This window comes from Pseudomonas sp. R4-39-08, assembly GCF_003852275.1.
Classification (GTDB): Bacteria; Pseudomonadota; Gammaproteobacteria; order Pseudomonadales; family Pseudomonadaceae; genus Aquipseudomonas.
Map to the genome: position 1 here is coordinate 1,450,178 of NZ_CP027733.1, position 18,510 is coordinate 1,468,687.

Below are 18,510 nucleotides of genomic sequence, written 5' to 3' on the forward strand. Positions count from 1 at the left end.
AGTATAGAAGCCTCGCGGGATTTGCCAGGAATAATGGCACTTTGATTCAACTCTTTTTGCATGCCAGCCATAGCGTTTGATGCTAAGCGCTGATGGGCAAATCCAGCGCAAAAAGCGGCTCTTCGAGCGGCGCCAGGCCGAAGGCAGCACGGGCAGCATCGCAATCGGCGTTGTGCACGCCCTGGCTCCAGGAGGCGTCGAACTCGCGGCAGGGGCTTGAGCGCTGTTCATAAATCGAACAGCGCGTGCCTTTGCCCACTTCACCCTCGAGGCTGCAGCAGCGTGCGGGCTTCTGGTCGGTGCCGATCATCGCCACGCGGGTGGGGTTGATCTGCACCACCAGGTCATCGGGCACGGTGCCGCCCGATGAGGCGCACTCGCCCCAGAAGAAAGACACACGAAAGTATGAACAGCAGGCACCGCAATTCAGACACGGACTGGCTTCGGACATGGGCGTCATCGATTAAGAATAGGTAAGGGGGACTGCGGGAAGGCTCGCCATTCTATCCGGGCGCTGGCCGTTGGGAAGGGGGGCGCACACATATATTTTTTGTAGGGAAAGCCCCGTAATGTCGGGTGAAATCACGTCCTATCAGCTTTACGAATCATTACAGACAAGCGCCGCCAGTCTGACTATGTTGCAGATACCTGAGCAGGATGCAGTGGGCATCGCAGCTCTCATAACAATAAAAGAGACGGACCCATGCAGAACTCGACCCAAGCGGCGAATGCCTGGCGCATTCTGTTCCTGCTGTTCCTCGCCAACCTGTTCAACTTCTTCGACCGGACCATTCCCGCGATCATCATCGAGCCGATCCGCATGGAATGGCACCTGAGCGACTTTCAGCTCGGCATCATCGGTACCTCTTTCACCATCGTCTATGCCATCGCCGGGCTGCCGCTGGGGCGCCTGGCCGACACCGGCTCGCGCAGCAAATTGATGGGCTGGGGCTTGTTTGCCTGGAGCGGGCTGACTGCGCTCAATGGCCTGGCCGGCAGTTTCTGGAGTTTCCTAGTGGTGCGCATGGGCATTGGCATCGGGGAGGCCAGCTATGCCCCCGCCGCCAATTCATTGATTGGCGATCTGTTTCCCGCCCACCGCCGCGCGCGCGCCATGGGCATTTTCATGCTGGGCCTGCCGTTGGGCTTGCTGCTGGCGTTCTTCACCATCGGCTGGATGGTCAAGGCGTTCGACAGCTGGCGTGCGCCGTTCTTTATTGCCGCCGTACCGGGGCTGATCCTCGCGGTATTCATGTTCTACATCAAGGAGCCCAAACGCGGCGCAGCGGAAACGGTGCAAGTGCCCCAGGAACGCGTCGACCGCCCGATCCGCCGCGTACTCGCGGTGCCGACCTTCCTGTGGCTGGTGCTGGCCGGGCTGTGCTTCAACTTCGCCACCTATGCGTGCAACTCGTTCCTGGTGCCGATGCTGCAGCGTTACTTCCTGATGCCGTTGCAGGACGCAGCGGTGGCCACCGGTGTCATCGTCGGTGTGACCGGCCTGGTGGGCCTGACCCTGGGCGGCTGGATTGCCGACAAGATCCACCAGCGGGTCGCCAATGGCCGGCTGCTGTTTGCCGCGTGCAGTCTGATCATCTCCACGCTCACCACCGCCTGGGCATTGCATGCCGGACGGATCGAGATCGGCGTGTTCGTCGCGCTGTTCAGTGTGGGCTGGTTGTTTGCCTATAACTTTTATACCTGCGTGTACACAGCAATCCAGGACGTGGTTGAACCGCGCCTGCGGGCCACGGCGATGGCGTTGTTCTTTGCCGGCTTGTATCTGCTGGGCGGGGGCATGGGGCCGATTGTGGTGGGCGGGCTGTCTGACCACTTTGCGCATGCGGCGATGTATGCGGCGGGAGCCGAGCAGATGACCGAGGCCTACAAGGCTGTAGGTTTGCACGACGCCATGTACCTGATTCCGGTGGCGTTGTTCCTGACCATGCTGTTTCTGTTCCAGGCGTCGCGCAGTTTTGTGCGCGATGCCAAGCGGATGAAAGAGGGGTTGGTGGCTGTTGAGGTGCCGGCTGCGGCAGCGACGGCTTGAAACCGCGCTGACTCCATCGGGGGCAAGCCCCCTCCCACATTGATCAGTGGTCGACATGACAACTCGGTCAACTGTGGGAGGGGGCTTGCCCCCGATGAGGCCCTCACAGCCACAGCCATTTGCCAGTGAAAAAAAGGCCCGCATTGCGCGGGCCTCTATTCACCAGGGCAGGGCGGTACTCAACCCGCGACCAACACCCGAATCGCTTCCAGTCGCAACGCCGCCTTGTCGAGCATGGCCAGGCCTTGCTCGCGCTGGTTGCGCAGGGCGACCAGCTCGCTGTCGCGTACGGTCGGGTTGACCGCTTGCAGCGCGGTCAAGCGCGCCAGTTCTTCGTCGGTGTCTGCCGCCAGGCGACGCTTGGCCTCGGCCACACGTTCGGCGTGACGCGGGGCGATTTTCTCTTCGCCGGCATTGATGCGCGGCGTCAATTGGTCGCGCTGGGCCTGCACGAATTTGTTGGCGCTGGCCCGGGGCACGCTTTCCAACTGCTCGTTCAAGGTCACGAACGACACGCGGCCGGACAGGTCATTGCCGTTGGCATCCAGCAGGCAGCGCAGCGCTGCCGGTGGCAGGTAGCGACCCAGTTGCAGCGAGCGCGGGGCAACCACTTCGCTGACATACAGCAGTTCGAGCAATACGGTGCCCGGCTTGAGCGCCTTGTTCTTGATCAGCGCCACGGCGGTGTTGCCCATGGAACCGGACAGCACCAAGTCCATGCCGCCTTGCACCATCGGGTGTTCCCAGGTGATGAACTGCATGTCTTCACGGGACAGCGCCTGGTTACGGTCGTAGGTGATGGTCACGCCTTCGTCGTCGCCCAGGGGGAAGCTGGCGTCGAGCATTTTTTCGCTGGGCTTGAGGATCAGTGCGTTTTCCGAATGGTCTTCGCTGTCGATGCCGAAGGCGTCGAACAGGGTTTCCATATAGATCGGCAGGGCGAACTGGTCGTCTTGCTCGAGGATGTCTTCGACCAGCGCATCGCCTTCACCGGCACCGCCGGAGTTGAGCTCCAGCAAGCGGTCACGACCGGTGTGCAGTTCCTGCTCCAGACGCTCGCGCTCGGTACGGGCTTCGTCGATCAGGGCCTGCCATTCGCCGTCGTCGGCGTTTTCCAGCAGTGGCAGCAGGCGCGGGCCGAACTGATGCTGCAAGGCGTTGCCGGTCGGGCAGGTGTTGAGGAATGCGTTCAGCGCTTCGTGGTACCACTGGAACAGGCGCTCTTGCGGGCTGGTTTCCAGGTACGGCACGTGCAGTTCGATCACGTGTTTCTGGCCGATCCGGTCCAGACGGCCGATGCGCTGTTCCAGCAGGTCGGGGTGCGACGGCAGGTCGAACAGCACCAAGTGGTGGGAGAACTGGAAGTTACGGCCTTCACTGCCGATTTCCGAACAGATCAGCACCTGGGCGCCGAACTCTTCATCCGCGAAGTAGGCCGCGGCGCGGTCGCGCTCAAGGATATTCATGCCTTCGTGGAACACCGTGGCCGGAATGCCGGAACGTACGCGCAGCGCGTCTTCCAGGTCCATGGCGGTTTCGGCGTGGGCGCAGATCACCAGGACCTTGGTGCGCTTGAGCATTTTCAGCTGGTCGATCAGCCACTCCACGCGCGGGTCGAAGCGCCACCAGCGGTTGTCTTCCTCGATGTCCGGCTGCGACTGGAAGCTGACCTCCGGATACAGCTCGGCATGTTCGCCCAGGGGCAACTCCATGTATTCGTCTGGGTTCGGCAGCGGGTAAGCGTGCAGTTTCCGCTCGGGGAACCCCTGTACGGCGGCGCGGGTGTTGCGAAACAGCACGCGGCCGGTGCCGTGGCGGTCGAGCAGTTCACGCACCAGGCGCGCGCTGGCCTCGCTGTCGCCATCATTGACGGCGGTAAGCAAGGCTTCGCCTTCATTGCCGAGGAAGCCCTGGATGGTTTTGTGCGCGGCGGGCGACAAGCGGCCCTTGTCCAGCAGCTCCTGCACGGCTTCGGCCACCGGGCGGTAGTTCTCGCTTTCGGCGCGGAAGGCGTGCAGGTCGTGGAAACGGTTCGGGTCCAGCAGGCGCAGGCGCGCGAAGTGGCTGTCCTGGCCCAGTTGTTCCGGCGTAGCGGTGAGCAGCAGCACGCCGGGAATCACTTCGGCGAGTTGCTCGACCAGCGAGTACTCGGCGCTGGCTTTTTCTTCGTGCCACACCAGGTGGTGGGCTTCGTCGACCACCAGCAGGTCCCAACCCGCGGCAAACAGCGCGTCCTGGGCTTTCTCGTCATCCACCAGCCATTCAAGGGCGACCAGCGCCAGCTGAGTGTCTTCGAACGGGTTGGTGGCATCGCTTTCGATAAAGCGCTCTTCGTCGAACAGCGCAACCTGCAGGTTGAAGCGCCGGCGCATTTCCACCAGCCACTGGTGCTGCAGGTTTTCCGGGACCAGGATCAGCACGCGGCTGGCGCGGCCCGACAGCAGCTGGCGATGGATCACCAGGCCGGCTTCGATGGTCTTGCCCAGGCCCACTTCGTCGGCCAGCAATACCCGTGGCGCGATACGGTCAGCGACTTCACGGGCGATGTGCAGTTGGTGGGCAATCGGTTGCGCACGCACGCCGCCCAGGCCCCACAGTGCGGACTGCAATTGGCGACTGGTGTGTTCCAGTGTGTGGTAGCGCAGCGAGAACCAGGCCAGCGGGTCGATCTGCCCGGCGAACAGGCGGTCGCTGGCGAGGCGGAACTGGATGAAGTTGGACAGTTGGGTTTCCGGCAGGGTGACCTGTTCGTTCTGCCCGTTGAGGCCGTGGTAAACCAGCAGGCCGTCGACGTCGTCGACTTCCTGCACGGTCATCTTCCAGCCTTCGAAATGGGTGATGCTGTCGCCCGGCGAAAACCTCACGCGGGTGAGGGGCGCATTCCGTAGCGCATACTGGCGGGTGTCGCCAGTGGCCGGATAGAGCACGGTCAACAAGCGGCCGTCCTGTGCCAGAACGGTGCCTAACCCCAGCTCTGCTTCGCTGTCACTAATCCAGCGTTGCCCCGGTTGATACTGCTGCGCCATGCTGCCTGACTCCCGCCGTGAAAAAGCCGACTATCTTAACGGAACAAGGCCTCACGCCCAAGGACTCCGACAAAAAGGACTCTGACAAAAAGTACTCTGACAAAAACTACTGCGTTGGCGCCCAGGCCCGCAGGCCGAATCGACGGGCGGCGGGCACTCATAAGTGTCGACTCGGTCACAGCTTGGCCAGCGAATGTTCAAGTCGCCCTTGGGCGCGCCGACAGCCTGTTGACCAGGAGAATCAAGATTATGTTGCCACCCATGCTGCCCGTCAGCGTTGTGCCGGTCACGTCACAACTCGATCCGGTACGCCAGAAGCCGGATATCCCGCCCGTGGTGCCGGTTCAACAAGGCTCCAACGAGAGCACCATCGACCTGAAAAAAGGCGATGCCGAGCAATCGACCTTTTTGCTGCGCGAAGAACAGCGCCGTCAGCAAGAGCAGCAAAAGCGTCAGCGTGAAGCCAGCGAGGACCCCGAGCAGCACCTGCCGATCCCCGGCGATCTGCTCAACGCCGACAACACTGTCCCCGTGGCGCCGCTGATTGAAGACGCGCCGCGCCAGGGCCTGTGGGTGGATATCGAGGTTTGATCGCCGGCTGATTTGCGGTCGAGCGGAGGAGGCCGCATTATTGCGACATTCCCGCCATAACGTAAGCCAAGCCATGAGTGATGATGACAAGCTGATCGACCTGAATGCCGAGCGCGCCAAGCGTGTGCATGATCTCAATGACAAACGCCTGAATGAAGTGCGCCAGGCGTTTGAACAGGCCATGCCCCTGGGTAAGGCCAAGAAGAAATCGAAGAACAAGCCGAAAAAACGTTGAATCAACTGGCCTCCATTGATGCAGGTCAGTTATTGCCTTTCTTTACGCCCCGTCGAGGGCGACATTGATCCCCGTCAATTTTCCAATCCGCCTTCTCGATTAACTTAGCCCTATCGCAACAGGGCAAGTGCAGGAGGCCGGTCATGTTTATCGATAATGTGGTATTTGCCGGAGTGCTGACCGTAAGCCTCATGGTGCTGTTTTTTGTAGGGTTTGGCATTTTTATCTGGAAAGACGCACACAAGCGTAAAAAACCATAAGTCTTTCCGGGTTACAGGGCACGCAAGGCATTTTGGGCGACTTCGGTCGCCTTTTTTTTTGGCCGATCGTTCCCACGCTCTGCGTGGGAATGCCGCCTCGGACGCTCCGCGTCCCGCTGTTGAGGCCTGCGCATGGGTGACGCGGAGCGTCACGGGGCGCATTCCCACGCAGAGCGTGGGAACGATCATCAGGGCCATAAAAAAAGGTGCGATTCTCGCGAATCGCACCTTGTTCATTGCAGGCCGCTATCAGCTGCCCAGCGCCTTGGACGCCAGCCAGAACAACCCGGCCGAGAGGCCTACGGTTGCCGGCAGGGTCAGCACCCACGCCATCAGGATGGTCTTGACCGTGCCGCCTTGCAGGCCGCTTTTGTTGGCGACCATGGTACCGGCCACGCCAGAAGACAACACGTGGGTGGTGGACACCGGCAGGGCGAAGATATTGGCAAAGCCGATCATGGTGGCGGTGGTGATCTGCGCCGACATGCCCTGGGCATAGGTCATGCCTTGCTTGCCGATCTTCTCACCGATGGTCAGTACCACGCGTTTCCAGCCCACCATGGTGCCCAGGCCCAGGGCCAGTGCGACCGCGAGGATCACCCAGAACGGCGCGTATTCGGTCGTGGCGGTCAGGTCTTTGCGCAGCTTGTCGAGGTCGGACTTCTCACGCGCATCCAGGCCAGGCAGCTTGCCGACTTTCTTCGCGGTATCGTCCAGGCAGAGCAGGTAGCGACGCACTTCAATGCGCTGGTCGGCATTCAACGAGTGGTAGTCGGACACACCTTTGAGCGTGTCAACGAGCGCGTTGATGGTCGGCTCGGTCTGCTGCGGGTTGCACTGGAACTTGCCCGGCAGGTCGTCCTTCACGCTTTTGCCCAGTGCCAGGAACTCGCCGAGGGTGGCGTTGTTGCGCTGGTAGAACTGGCTCAGATGCACAGTGGCATCGCGGGTCCGTTCGATCTGGTAGGTGGTGCTGCCCAGGTCGAGCACGAACTGCGCCGGCACGATACCGATCAGTACCAGCATGATCAGGCCGATACCTTTCTGCCCATCGTTGGAGCCGTGCACGAAGCTCACGGCCATGGCGGAAATCACCAGGACCAGGCGGTTCCAGAACGGCGGGTGCTTCTTGTCATCAAGCTTGCGGCGTTGGTCCGGGGTCTTGTGCATCTTCGACAGCGGGCGCCACCACTTCAGGCCGATCAGCACCAGGGCTGCGACCAGGAAACCGGCCATCGGCGAGAACACCAGGGACGCACCGATATCGATCGCTTTCTGCCAGTTCACACCGTCAGCCAGGGGAATATCGTTGATCAGGGCGTTGGCCAGGCCCACGCCGAGGATCGAGCCGATCAGGGTGTGGGAGCTGGAGGCCGGGATCCCGAAGTACCAGGTGCCCAGGTTCCAGGTGATTGCCGCCGCCAACAACGAGAAGACCATCGCCAGACCATGGCCGGTGTTCACATTGATCAGCAACTCCACCGGCAGCAAATGCACGATGGCGTAGGCGACACCCACACCACCGAGCAGCACGCCGAGGAAATTGAACACCCCGGAGAAGAACACCGCCAGGTGTGGCGGCATCGCTTTGGTATAGATGACTGTGGCCACCGCGTTAGCGGTGTCATGAAAGCCATTGATGAACTCGAAGGCGAGGACAAAGGCCAGGGCGAGCAACAGGCTCACTAGAACCCAAGCATCCAGTCCGCTGAATAAATCGATCATGAAGGTTTTCTGACCCGGTCGTAAGGGGGCGCGATTATGCCAGAAAACCTCAGTAATCGATGCATTAGCTGCTCATCGGTAACAATCTACTTGGAAAAAAACCGCTGGAAACGGGCGTATCCCAGGGTTTTCGGGGCTTTGGCAAGTCTTTGATTTTTAACGCCAGGGCGCGAAAAGACGCGGTTTCGTCACGAAAACGTCATGTGTGAAACATTTGTATGAAAATTCGTTGGCGGCAGTAGGGCGCCGACCAGCGGCGGCTAATGCGTGCTGCCCTCGTCCGGTGGCGGGCCGGCCGAGGCAGCAAAACCCTGGGACCAACCCAAAGAGCACTCAGGGCTCTTCGGTCTTGAGTTCCTGCTCGATTTTCTGGATTTCCTGAGCGAATGCCTGGTCCAGCAGGCTGGCGCGCTTGCGCCATGGCTTACGTTCCGGCTCAGGCTGGGCGGCGTAGGTGGTGACTTCCCCGCCGTAAACATCCTTGTAACGTTGCTCCTGGCGCTCAAGTTCCGCGCGCAGTTCATCTTTCGTCACAGTTATACCTAATTGAATTGAGTTTAATAAAAGTGCAACGTCATGCCAAAAGGCCGCCTTGGGGTGTACGAACTTGAACAGACGGACTGTTCAAGTTTGAAGTGGGGACCCGAGGTCGCTTTTTCAATCCGATACTTTAATCGACCCTGCGCTCGAGTATGCGGCGCCGGGCGAGCTCTGATCCCAACAGGTAAATTGGGCTGACCTCTGCACAGGCTGCATTATAGCGATGCATGTGAATAACGCTATCGGCATAAAGTTAAAAGCATCAACTTCATATGCGGGTTTTGTTACATCACAACGTAAGTGTTGGCTGAACATATCTGTCCATGGTCATCTGGTTTTTCTTCCACAAGGCTTTGAAACAGGCTTGGCCACTGAAAATTGCGATAATCGAATGATCGTCCGATAATCGCCCAATGTTGCCGGCCCCGTCTTGTACATCTCTACTGGCGCGGCTAGAAATGACAGCCAGCCCTTCTGTGGTTGAAAACAAGAAAAAGGATCCCTGCAATGAACGATCAATTGCGCAATTCTTTCGCGTCCGTGGCGCCGCCGATCGTGGCCTCACCCGCCAAGCGCATCCAGGCCTTCACGGGTGATCCGGACTTCATGACCTCCCTGGCCCGTGGCCTGGCCGTGGTGCAGGCGTTTCAGGAGCGCAAGCGTCACCTGACCATCGCCCAGATCAGCCACCGCACCGAAATCCCCCGCGCCGCCGTGCGCCGTTGCCTGCACACCTTGATCAAGCTCGGTTACGCCACCACCGATGGCCGTACCTACTCGTTGCTGCCCAAGGTGCTGACGCTTGGCCATGCGTATCTGTCATCGACGCCTTTGGCCGTGTCGGCCCAGCCTTATCTGGACCGCATGAGCGAACAGCTTCACGAAGCCTGCAACATGGCGACCCTCGAAGGCGACGACATTCTGTACATCGCCCGTTCCGCCACCACTCAGCGCCTGATTTCCGTGGACCTTTCCGTGGGCGGCCGCTTGCCGGCGTACTGCACCTCCATGGGCCGTATCCTGCTGGCCGCCCTGGACGATGCCTCGCTGCAGGATTATCTCGACCACGCCGACCTGCAAACCAAGACCAGTCGCACCTTGACCACGCCCGAGGCTTTGTTCGAATGCCTGCAACAGGTTCGTCAGCAGGGTTGGTGCATCGTCGATCAGGAACTGGAGCAGGGCCTGCGCTCCATCGCCGTACCGGTGTACGACGCGTCCGGCCAGGTGTTGGCCGCGCTCAATGTGAGTACCCATGCCGGGCGGGTCAGCCGCAGCGAGCTGGAGCAGCGCTTCCTGCCGAGCATGCTCAGCGCCAGTCGCGAGCTGAGTACGCAACTGTTTGCCTAAGTGTTCGGTGACCGCACAGATCCCGGCTTGATCGATTGACGCTGTTTCCCCTGGCTCATTAATGTGCGGCAGCGCTCCCAAGCGCTCCAATAATAACGGCGACCCCGGTCGCTGACCCGCCATCGGTGTGGAATAAAAATAATGAATCAGCCCTCTGTCGGTACCACCTTGGACGTGCAGTCCTTCATCAACGCCCAGCCGTTGTCGCGTTATCAATGGCGTGTGGTGATCCTGTGTTTCCTGATTGTCTTTCTCGACGGCCTCGACACCGCCGCCATGGGCTTTATCGCGCCCGCGCTGTCCCAGGACTGGGGCATCGACCGCGCCAGCCTCGGCCCGGTGATGAGCGCCGCGTTGATCGGCATGGTGTTCGGCGCGCTGGGTTCCGGCCCGCTGGCCGACCGCTTCGGGCGCAAAGGCGTGCTGGTGGGCGCAGTGCTGGTGTTTGGCGCCTTCAGCCTGGCATCGGCCTACAGCAGCAATGTCGACCAACTGCTGGTGTTGCGTTTCCTGACGGGCCTGGGCCTGGGCGCCGGCATGCCCAACGCCACCACGCTGCTTTCTGAATACACGCCCGAGCGGCACAAGTCGCTGCTGGTGACCAGCATGTTCTGCGGCTTCAACCTGGGCATGGCCGGTGGCGGGTTTATCTCGGCCAAGTTGATCCCGGCGTTCGGCTGGCACAGCCTGTTGCTGATCGGCGGCATCCTGCCGTTGATCCTGGCCGCCGTGCTGTTGGTGTGGTTGCCGGAATCGGCGCGTTACCTGGTGGTGCGCAACCGTGGCACCGACAAGGTGCGCAAGGCCCTGTCTCCCATTGAGCCCGCTATCGTTGCCCAGGCTAGCGCCTTCAGCGTGCCGGAGCAGAAGACCGTCAAGACACGCAACGTGCTCGCGGTGATTTTCTCTGGCACCTACAGCGCCGGCACGTTGTTGCTGTGGCTTACCTACTTCATGGGCCTGGTGATCGTTTATCTGCTCACCAGTTGGCTGCCAACTCTGATGCGCGACAGTGGCGCCAGCATGGAACAGGCCGCGTTCATCGGCGCGTTGTTCCAGTTTGGCGGCGTATTGAGCGCAGTGGGCGTGGGCTGGGCGATGGACCGGTTCAACCCGCACAAGGTGATCGGCACCTTCTATCTGCTGGCCGGGGTGTTTGCCTACGCGGTAGGGCAGAGCCTGGGCAATATCACCTTACTGGCCACCCTGGTGCTGATTGCCGGGATGTGCGTCAACGGTGCGCAATCGGCGATGCCCTCCCTGGCGGCGCGTTTCTACCCCACTCAGGGCCGCGCCACCGGCGTGTCGTGGATGCTCGGTATTGGCCGTTTCGGTGCGATTCTGGGGGCGTGGATGGGCGCTACCTTGCTGGGCCTGGGCTGGAACTTTGAACAAGTGCTGACAGCACTGGTGATTCCGGCAGCGCTGGCCACCGCTGCCGTGGTGATCAAAGGCATGGTCAGCCATGCCGACGCGACCTGACGTCTGGCACGGTTAACTGTGGGAGGGGGCTTGCTCCCGATAGCGGTGGGTCAGTTGACTAATTCCTGACTGATATATCGCTATCGGGGGCAAGCCCCCTCCCACATTGAATCGTGTTCGTTGAGGAGATTAGGTAGGCAACAATTCGTTCGATAACCGAACACTGAGTCGATTATCGGATTGTTCCACCCATTTCCCCGGCTTAATCTTCAAGCACTTCGGCGCCACCTCAGCGCCTTTTTCGATCAACACCGGGAGCCCAACCCCATGGCTGAAATTCTTACCCTGCGTGATGCAGTCAAGCGCTTCGTGAGCGACGGCGATACCGTCGCGCTCGAAGGCTTTACTCACCTGATCCCTACGGCCGCAGGTCATGAAATCATTCGTCAGGGCAAGAAAGACCTGACGCTGGTGCGTATGACGCCTGACCTGATCTACGACCAGTTGATCGGTGCCGGCTGTGCGCGCAAGTTGATTTTCTCCTGGGGCGGCAACCCTGGTGTGGGTTCCCTGCATCGCCTGCGCGACGCCGTGGAAAAACACTGGCCGCAGCCATTGGAGATCGAAGAACACAGCCATGCCGACCTGGCCAATGCCTACGTCGCCGGCGCCTCCGGCCTGCCGTTTGCGGTGTTGCGTGCCTACGCCGGTTCCGACTTGCCCAAGGTCAACCCGCTGATCAAGACCGTCACCTGCCCATTCACCGGCGAGGTGCTGGCGGCGGTGCCGTCGGTACGCCCGGATGTCACGGTGATCCATGCGCAGAAGGCCGACCGCAAGGGCAACGTGCTGCTCTGGGGCATTCTCGGCGTGCAGAAGGAAGCGGCCCTGGCGGCCAAGCGCTGCATCGTCACCGTCGAGGAAATCGTCGATGACCTGAACGCGCCGATGAATAGCTGCGTATTGCCGACCTGGGCCCTGACCGCTGTGTGCCACGTGCCCGGTGGCGCGCATCCGTCCTACGCCCACGGCTACAACGAGCGGGACAACCGTTTCTACCAGGCGTGGGACCCGATTGCCCGCGACCGTGGGACCTTTACCGCCTGGATCGACGAATACATACACGGCACCGCCGACTTCCGTGAATTCCAGGCCAAGCTGGCTGCTGCGCAGGAGGCCAAGTGATGGCTTACTCCACCAATGAAATGATGACCGTCGCCGCCGCGCGTCGCCTCAAGAACGGCTCGGTGTGCTTTGTCGGCATCGGCCTGCCGTCCAAGGCGGCCAACCTCGCGCGCCTGACCTCGTCGCCCGACGTGGTGCTGATCTACGAGTCCGGCCCGATTGGCGCCAAGCCATCGGTGCTGCCGCTGTCCATCGGCGACGGTGAACTGGCGGAAACCGCCGATACGGTGGTGCCTACCGGTGAGATCTTCCGCTACTGGCTGCAAGGCGGGCGCATCGACGTGGGCTTTCTTGGCGCGGCTCAGGTTGACCGTTTCGGCAATATCAACACCACCGTGGTCGGCGATTATCACCAGCCCAAGGTGCGTTTGCCGGGGGCCGGCGGCGCGCCGGAGATCGCCGGTTCCGCCAAGAGCGTGTTGATCATCCTTAAACAGTCGTCCCGCTCGTTTGTCGACAAGCTGGATTTCATTACCTCGGTCGGCCACGGCGAAGGTGGCGATTCGCGTAAACGCCTGGGCCTGCCGGGCGCCGGTCCCGTCGGCATCATTACCGACCTGTGCATCATGGAGCCGGAGGAGGGCACCCATGAGTTCGTGGTCACCGCGTTGCACCCGGGCGTGACCCGTGAGCAGGTGACAGCGGCGACCGGCTGGGCCATTCGGTTTGCCGAGCAGGTCGAGACCACCGCCGAGCCGACCGAGGTTGAACTGAGCGCGTTGCGTGACCTTGAAGCCCGCACCGCAGCCGCCCATGGCCAAGCGCCAGGAGAAGCCTGATGCGTGATGTCTTTATCTGTGACGCTATCCGAACCCCCATCGGCCGCTTCGGCGGTGGCCTGTCCACGGTGCGTGCCGATGACCTGGCGGCCTTGCCGATCAAGGCACTGATGGAGCGCAACCCGACGGTGGACTGGAATGCCGTTGATGAAGTGTTCCTCGGCTGCGCCAACCAGGCCGGCGAAGACAACCGTAACGTGGCACGCATGGCGCTGCTGTTGGCGGGTCTGCCGGAAAGCACCCCAGGCGTGACCCTCAACCGCCTGTGCGCCTCGGGCATGGACGCCATCGGCACGGCCTTTCGCGCGATTGCCAGCGGCGAGATGGAGTTGGCGATTGCCGGTGGCGTCGAGTCGATGTCCCGCGCGCCGTTCGTGATGGGCAAGGCCGATGCGGCGTTTTCGCGCAGCATGAAACTGGAAGACACCACCATTGGCTGGCGCTTTATCAACCCGTTGATGAAGGCCCAGTACGGCGTGGATGCGATGCCGCAGACCGCCGATAACGTCGCCGACGACTACCACATTTCCCGCGCCGACCAGGACGCGTTCGCCCTGCGCAGCCAGCAGCGTACCGCCGCCGCGCAAGCTGCCGGCTTCTTCGCCGAAGAAATCGTACCGGTGCGGGTCGCCCATAAAAAAGGCGAAACCCTGGTGGAGCACGACGAGCATCCCAGGGACACCACCCTGGAGGCGCTGGCCAAACTCAAACCGGTGAATGGCCCGGACAAAACCGTGACCGCCGGCAATGCCTCGGGGGTCAACGATGGCGCTGCCGCGCTGATCCTGGCCTCTGGCGAGGCGGTGAAAAAACACGGTCTCACCGCCCGCGCCCGAGTGCTGGGCATGGCCAGTGCCGGCGTCGCCCCGCGTGTGATGGGCATCGGCCCGGTGCCGGCGGTGCGCAAGCTGGTGGAGCGCCTGGGGCTGGCGATCACCGATTTTGACGTGATCGAGCTCAACGAAGCGTTCGCCAGCCAAGGCCTGGCGGTGCTGCGCGAGCTGGGCCTCGCCGACGATGCGCCGCAGGTCAACCCCAACGGCGGCGCCATCGCCCTGGGCCATCCCCTGGGCATGAGCGGTGCGCGGTTGGTACTGACCGCCCTGCATCAGCTGGAAAAAACCGGCGGCCGCAAAGGCCTGGCGACTATGTGTGTTGGAGTCGGCCAAGGCCTGGCCCTGGCGATTGAACGCATCTAACAAGAGAGGATTGCTCCATGAGTGACAAGCCCGGTTACCGGCGCCCGCAAGCGGGCACTCAACCTGATTACCTGCACCCGGCCTACCAGTCGACGAACCTGCGTTCGCCGTCCCAGCCGTTGGTGTTCCTGCCCCATTCGTTGTCGGAAATCACCGGCCCGACCATCGGTGCCGAGCGCATCGATGCCAAGGACAACGACCTCACCGCCCAGCATGAAGGCGAGCCCCAGGGCGAGCGCATCATCATTCACGGGCGTGTGCTGGACGAGAACGGCCTGCCGGTGCCGGGCATCCTCGTGGAGATCTGGCAAGCCAACGCTGCCGGTCGCTACAACCACAAGCGCGACCTGCACGATGCGCCGCTGGACCCGAATTTCACCGGCACCGGGCGCACCGTCACCGACGCCGACGGCTGGTACCAGTTCCAGACCATCAAGCCCGGCGCCTACCCGTGGGGCAACCACCACAACGCCTGGCGTCCGGCGCACATCCACTTTTCGCTGTTCGGCCCGAGTGTGCTGACACGCCTGGTCACGCAAATGTATTTCCCCGGTGACCCGCTGCTGGAATACGACCCGATCTACAACTGCGTGCCGGACACCCGCGCCAAGCAACGCTTGATCGCCAGTTTCGACCTGGAAAAAACCATTCCTTCCTATGCCCTCGGCTACCGCTGGGACATCGTCCTGCGCGGCCGCGACGCCACGCCGATGGAGAAATGAGATGAGCCTTTACGCAACCACGTCCCACACCGTCGGGCCGTATTACCACATCGGCCTGACCTGGCTTAACCGCGAAGACCTGACCGTGGCCGCCACCCTCGGCGAGCGCGTGGCGATCAGCGGGCAAGTGCTGGACGGCAACGGTGATGTGGTCGACGACGCCATGCTCGAGGTGTGGCAAGCGAACGCCGCCGGCAAGTACGCCCACCCTGAAGACGAGCAGGATAAAGCGCTGGACCCCCACTTTGAAGGCTTCGGCCGCGTGCCGGTGGATGCCGAAGGGCGCTTTCGCTTTACCACGATCAAGCCGGGCAGCGTGCCGGGGCTCAAGGGCACGAGCCAGGCGCCGCATCTTGTCGTGCTGGTGTTTGCCCGAGGGTTGGTGAAGCACCTGCTGACGCGGATTTATTTTGACGGTGAAGCATTGAATGGTGATGACCCGCTGCTGGCGTGTGTGCCGGCCGAGCGGCGCGGCACCTTGATTGCCAAGCCGGATGCGGCGGGTGTGCATCAATGGAATGTGATTTTGCAAGGGACAGATAAGGAAACGGTGTTCTTCGATTACTGAGTTGGCTGGAGGGCCTCATCGGGGGCAAGCCCCCTCCCACATTTTGACCGCGCCGCCTATCAAGTGTGGGAGGGGGCTTGCCCCCGATAGGGGCCCTCCCAGGCAACACTGTCCGAAAAGTCTGCTTGCGGAACATGGTTGTTGCAAAGTATGTCTAGGCTTTAACCGTTCCCATTGAGTAAAAACCATGACAACAAAAACCAGTCACTACACCGGAGAAGAACGCAGCAAACGGATTTTTGCGATTGTCGGTGCTTCCTCCGGCAACCTGGTCGAATGGTTCGACTTCTACGTCTATGCCTTCTGCGCCATCTACTTTGCCCCGGCGTTTTTTCCGTCGGATGACCCCACCGTCCAACTGCTCAACACCGCTGGCGTATTCGCCGCCGGGTTCCTGATGCGCCCCATCGGAGGCTGGCTGTTTGGCCGGGTGGCCGACAAGCATGGCCGCAAGAACTCAATGATGATCTCGGTGCTGATGATGTGCGCCGGCTCCCTGGTCATTGCCTTCCTGCCCACTTACAAGGATATCGGCGCCTGGGCCCCGGCGCTGCTGTTGATGGCGCGGCTGTTCCAGGGGTTGTCGGTGGGTGGCGAATACGGCACCACGGCCACCTACATGAGCGAAGTGGCGCTCAAGGGCCAGCGCGGTTTCTTCGCCTCGTTCCAGTACGTGACCCTGATCGGCGGGCAACTGCTGGCGGTGCTGGTGGTGGTGATCCTGCAACAGATCCTCACCGAAGAAGAATTACGCGCCTGGGGCTGGCGGATTCCGTTCGTGATCGGCGCCATTGCGGCGGTGATCTCCCTGCTGCTGCGTCGTACCCTCAAGGAAACCACCAGCAAGGAAATGCGTGAAGACAAGGACGCCGGCAGTATCGTCGCGCTGTTCCGTGACCACGGCAAAGCGTTCATCACGGTGCTGGGCTACACCGCCGGCGGCTCGCTGATTTTCTATACCTTTACCACCTACATGCAGAAGTACCTGGTGAACACCGTCGGTATGCACGCCAAGACGTCCAGCTACATCATGACCGGTGCGCTGTTTCTCTACATGTGCATGCAACCGCTGTTCGGCATGCTGGCCGACAAGATCGGCCGGCGCAATTCCATGCTCTGGTTTGCCGGCCTCGGCACGCTGTTCACGGTACCGATCCTGCTGACCCTGAAAACCGTCACCAGTCCGTTCCTGGCCTTTGTCCTGATTACCCTGGCCCTGGCGATCGTCAGCTTCTACACCTCGATCAGCGGCCTGGTCAAAGCGGAGATGTTCCCGCCCCAGGTACGTGCCCTGGGCGTGGGCCTGGCGTACGCCGTGGCCAACGCGGTGTTCGGCGGTTCGGCGGAAGTGGTCGCGTTGAGCCTGAAGTCCATCGGTATGGAAAACACCTTCTACTGGTACGTTACCGCGATGATGGCGGTGGCGTTCCTGTTCAGCTTGCGTCTGCCCAAGCAGGCGGCTTATTTGCACCATGATTTGTAAGGGATGAGTTATGACACTGCGCACGAGCAACCAACTGTTCGACGCTTACTTCACCGCTGACAGCATGGCCGAGGTGTTCTGCGACCAGGGCCGCCTGCAGGGCATGCTGGATTTCGAGGCCGCGCTGGCCCGGGCCGAGGCCCAGGTGGGGCTGATCCCGCAGGCCGCCGTGGCACCGATTGCCCAGGCCTGCCTGGCCTCGTTGTATGACGTGGACGCGCTCAGCGTGGCGATTGCCACGGCGGGTAATTCGGCGATTCCATTGGTCAAGGCGCTGGGCAAGCTGATTGCCGAAGCAGATGCCGGGGCCGAGCGCTATGTGCACTTGGGCGCCACCAGCCAGGATGTGATGGACACCGGCCTGGTGCTGCAACTGCGCCGCGCGCTGGGGTTGATCGAAGCGGACCTGGCGCGCCTGGGCGATGTGCTGGCCGCCCAGGCGCAGCGGTATGCGTCAACACCCTTGGCCGGACGCACTTGGCTGCAACACGCCACGCCGGTCACCCTGGGCATGAAAATCGCCGGCTGGTTGGGCGCGGTAACGCGCAGTCGCCAGCGGCTGGTGGAATTGAAACCGCGTTTGCTGGTGCTGCAATTTGGCGGGGCGTCGGGCACCCTGGCGGCGCTCGGCGAGCAGGCCATGCCGGTGGCGCAAGCCTTGGCCGCAGAGCTGCAACTGAGCTTGCCCGAGCAGCCCTGGCATACGCAGCGTGATCGCCTGGTGGAGTTCGCCAGCGTGCTGGGCCTGATCGCCGGCAGCCTTGGCAAGCTGGGCCGCGATATCAGCCTGTTGATGCAAACCGAAGCGGCGGAAGTGTTCGAGCCCTCGGCGCCGGGCAAGGGCGGTTCGTCAACCATGCCGCACAAGCGCAACCCCGTCGGCGCTGCCGTGCTGATCAGCGCCGCGACCCGCGTGCCCGGTCTGGTCGCGACGATGTTCAATGCCATGCCCCAGGAGCACGAACGCAGCCTGGGACTGTGGCATGCCGAATGGGAAACCTTGCCCGATATCTGCCGATTGGTATCGGGTGCGCTGCAACAGGCGCTGCTGCTCAGCGAAGGCCTGGAGGTGGATGTCGCGCGCATGGCCCGCAACCTCGACCTGACCCAGGGCCTGGTGCTGGCCGAAGCCGTCAGCAGCGTGCTGGCCCAACGCCTGGGCCGTGAAACCGCGCATCACCTGCTGGAGCAGTGCTGCAAACGCGCCGTCGCCGAGCAGCGCCATTTACGTGCGGTGCTGGCGGACGAGGCGCAGATCACCGCCGAGTTGTCGTCGGCCGAACTGGACCGTTTGCTCGACCCGGCCCACTACTTGGGCCAGGCTCAGACCTGGGTCAGCCGCGCCGTGACCGAACACTTTGGATTGACTGCGTAA

The 18,510-nt window shown here is 61.9% G+C and carries 17 protein-coding genes; 13 read left to right on the forward strand and 4 right to left on the reverse strand.

Annotated elements, in window-relative coordinates:
* Positions 1-82 precede the first annotated feature (82 nt).
* Entirely contained in the window at positions 83-451 is a 369-nt protein-coding gene (locus tag C4J88_RS06455; RefSeq protein ID WP_124406489.1) for a YkgJ family cysteine cluster protein, read from the reverse strand.
* 252 nt (positions 452-703) lie between these two features.
* Between C4J88_RS06455 and C4J88_RS06460 the strand changes: the two genes are divergently transcribed.
* Complete coding sequence (locus tag C4J88_RS06460; protein ID WP_124406490.1) at positions 704-2,050, forward strand: MFS transporter; 1,347 nt, start codon at positions 704-706, stop codon at positions 2,048-2,050.
* Between the two features lie 179 nt (positions 2,051-2,229).
* Here C4J88_RS06460 and rapA read toward each other — a convergent pair whose 3' ends face one another.
* Complete coding sequence (gene rapA, locus C4J88_RS06465; RefSeq protein WP_124366157.1) at positions 2,230-5,076, reverse strand: RNA polymerase-associated protein RapA; 2,847 nt, start codon at positions 5,074-5,076, stop codon at positions 2,230-2,232.
* Between the two features lie 249 nt (positions 5,077-5,325).
* Between rapA and C4J88_RS06470 the strand changes: the two genes are divergently transcribed.
* The 3 genes from C4J88_RS06470 to ccoM all read left to right on the forward strand — a co-directional run bounded on the left by C4J88_RS06470 (position 5,326) and on the right by ccoM (position 6,162).
* Positions 5,326-5,667: an aspartate-semialdehyde dehydrogenase gene (locus C4J88_RS06470; protein ID WP_124361664.1), complete on the forward strand. Its 342-nt coding sequence runs from the start codon at positions 5,326-5,328 to the stop codon at positions 5,665-5,667.
* A 73-nt stretch (positions 5,668-5,740) separates the two neighbouring features.
* On the forward strand, positions 5,741-5,902 hold the full coding sequence (locus C4J88_RS27365; RefSeq protein WP_090408332.1) for a hypothetical protein: 162 nt from the start codon (positions 5,741-5,743) through the stop codon (positions 5,900-5,902).
* A 143-nt stretch (positions 5,903-6,045) separates the two neighbouring features.
* Entirely contained in the window at positions 6,046-6,162 is a 117-nt protein-coding gene (gene ccoM, locus C4J88_RS27930; RefSeq protein WP_034096309.1) for a cytochrome c oxidase subunit CcoM, read from the forward strand.
* A 249-nt stretch (positions 6,163-6,411) separates the two neighbouring features.
* Here ccoM and C4J88_RS06475 read toward each other — a convergent pair whose 3' ends face one another.
* Positions 6,412-7,887, reverse strand: a complete 1,476-nt coding sequence (locus C4J88_RS06475; RefSeq protein WP_124361665.1) for an inorganic phosphate transporter — start codon at positions 7,885-7,887, stop codon at positions 6,412-6,414.
* Between the two features lie 333 nt (positions 7,888-8,220).
* The gene (locus C4J88_RS06480; RefSeq protein WP_003189295.1) at positions 8,221-8,421 is read right to left on the reverse strand and encodes a hypothetical protein; all 201 of its coding nucleotides are present in this window, start codon (positions 8,419-8,421) and stop codon (positions 8,221-8,223) included.
* Positions 8,422-8,934: 513 nt separating this feature from the next.
* On the opposite strand from C4J88_RS06480, the gene pcaR reads away from it, so the two are divergent.
* The 9 genes from pcaR (at position 8,935) to C4J88_RS06525 (ending at position 18,510) form a co-directional block, all read left to right on the forward strand.
* Entirely contained in the window at positions 8,935-9,777 is an 843-nt protein-coding gene (pcaR, locus tag C4J88_RS06485) for a pca regulon transcriptional regulator PcaR (RefSeq protein WP_124361666.1), read from the forward strand.
* Between the two features lie 141 nt (positions 9,778-9,918).
* Complete coding sequence (locus tag C4J88_RS06490) at positions 9,919-11,259, forward strand: MFS transporter (protein ID WP_124406491.1); 1,341 nt, start codon at positions 9,919-9,921, stop codon at positions 11,257-11,259.
* Positions 11,260-11,526: 267 nt separating this feature from the next.
* Positions 11,527-12,384 carry a CoA transferase subunit A gene (locus tag C4J88_RS06495; RefSeq protein WP_124406492.1) on the forward strand — a complete coding sequence of 286 codons (858 nt, stop codon included), beginning with the start codon at positions 11,527-11,529 and terminating at the stop codon, positions 12,382-12,384.
* Positions 12,381-13,163, forward strand: a complete 783-nt coding sequence (locus C4J88_RS06500; RefSeq protein ID WP_177412742.1) for a CoA-transferase subunit beta — start codon at positions 12,381-12,383, stop codon at positions 13,161-13,163. Before C4J88_RS06495 ends, C4J88_RS06500 begins: the two co-directional genes overlap by 4 nt.
* Positions 13,160-14,362 (forward strand): 3-oxoadipyl-CoA thiolase, encoded by a 1,203-nt coding sequence (gene pcaF / locus C4J88_RS06505; protein ID WP_177412940.1) that lies wholly within the window; start codon positions 13,160-13,162, stop codon positions 14,360-14,362. Before C4J88_RS06500 ends, pcaF begins: the two co-directional genes overlap by 4 nt.
* A gap of 17 nt (positions 14,363-14,379) precedes the next feature.
* Positions 14,380-15,084, forward strand: coding sequence for a protocatechuate 3,4-dioxygenase subunit beta (gene pcaH, locus C4J88_RS06510; RefSeq protein ID WP_124361671.1), 705 nt, complete (start codon positions 14,380-14,382; stop codon positions 15,082-15,084).
* A 1-nt stretch (position 15,085) separates the two neighbouring features.
* Positions 15,086-15,652 carry a protocatechuate 3,4-dioxygenase subunit alpha gene (gene pcaG, locus C4J88_RS06515; protein WP_124406494.1) on the forward strand — a complete coding sequence of 189 codons (567 nt, stop codon included), beginning with the start codon at positions 15,086-15,088 and terminating at the stop codon, positions 15,650-15,652.
* Positions 15,653-15,839: 187 nt separating this feature from the next.
* Positions 15,840-17,135: an MFS family transporter gene (locus tag C4J88_RS06520; RefSeq protein ID WP_124406495.1), complete on the forward strand. Its 1,296-nt coding sequence runs from the start codon at positions 15,840-15,842 to the stop codon at positions 17,133-17,135.
* 10 nt (positions 17,136-17,145) lie between these two features.
* Entirely contained in the window at positions 17,146-18,510 is a 1,365-nt protein-coding gene (locus tag C4J88_RS06525) for a 3-carboxy-cis,cis-muconate cycloisomerase (RefSeq protein WP_124406496.1), read from the forward strand.

Excerpts from the sequence above, each read along its gene's own strand:
- C4J88_RS06455 (WP_124406489.1), bottom strand. The coding sequence starts at position 451 with ATGTCCGAAGCCAGTCCGTGTCTGAATTGCGGTGCCTGCTGTTCATAC.
- C4J88_RS06460 (WP_124406490.1), top strand. The coding sequence starts at position 704 with ATGCAGAACTCGACCCAAGCGGCGAATGCCTGGCGCATTCTGTTCCTG.
- rapA (WP_124366157.1), bottom strand. The coding sequence starts at position 5,076 with ATGGCGCAGCAGTATCAACCGGGGCAACGCTGGATTAGTGACAGCGAA.
- C4J88_RS06470 (WP_124361664.1), top strand. The coding sequence starts at position 5,326 with ATGTTGCCACCCATGCTGCCCGTCAGCGTTGTGCCGGTCACGTCACAA.
- C4J88_RS27365 (WP_090408332.1), top strand. The coding sequence starts at position 5,741 with ATGAGTGATGATGACAAGCTGATCGACCTGAATGCCGAGCGCGCCAAG.
- ccoM (WP_034096309.1), top strand. The coding sequence starts at position 6,046 with ATGTTTATCGATAATGTGGTATTTGCCGGAGTGCTGACCGTAAGCCTC.
- C4J88_RS06475 (WP_124361665.1), bottom strand. The coding sequence starts at position 7,887 with ATGATCGATTTATTCAGCGGACTGGATGCTTGGGTTCTAGTGAGCCTG.
- pcaR (WP_124361666.1), top strand. The coding sequence starts at position 8,935 with ATGAACGATCAATTGCGCAATTCTTTCGCGTCCGTGGCGCCGCCGATC.
- C4J88_RS06490 (WP_124406491.1), top strand. The coding sequence starts at position 9,919 with ATGAATCAGCCCTCTGTCGGTACCACCTTGGACGTGCAGTCCTTCATC.
- C4J88_RS06495 (WP_124406492.1), top strand. The coding sequence starts at position 11,527 with ATGGCTGAAATTCTTACCCTGCGTGATGCAGTCAAGCGCTTCGTGAGC.
- pcaH (WP_124361671.1), top strand. The coding sequence starts at position 14,380 with ATGAGTGACAAGCCCGGTTACCGGCGCCCGCAAGCGGGCACTCAACCT.
- pcaG (WP_124406494.1), top strand. The coding sequence starts at position 15,086 with ATGAGCCTTTACGCAACCACGTCCCACACCGTCGGGCCGTATTACCAC.
- C4J88_RS06520 (WP_124406495.1), top strand. The coding sequence starts at position 15,840 with ATGACAACAAAAACCAGTCACTACACCGGAGAAGAACGCAGCAAACGG.
- C4J88_RS06525 (WP_124406496.1), top strand. The coding sequence starts at position 17,146 with ATGACACTGCGCACGAGCAACCAACTGTTCGACGCTTACTTCACCGCT.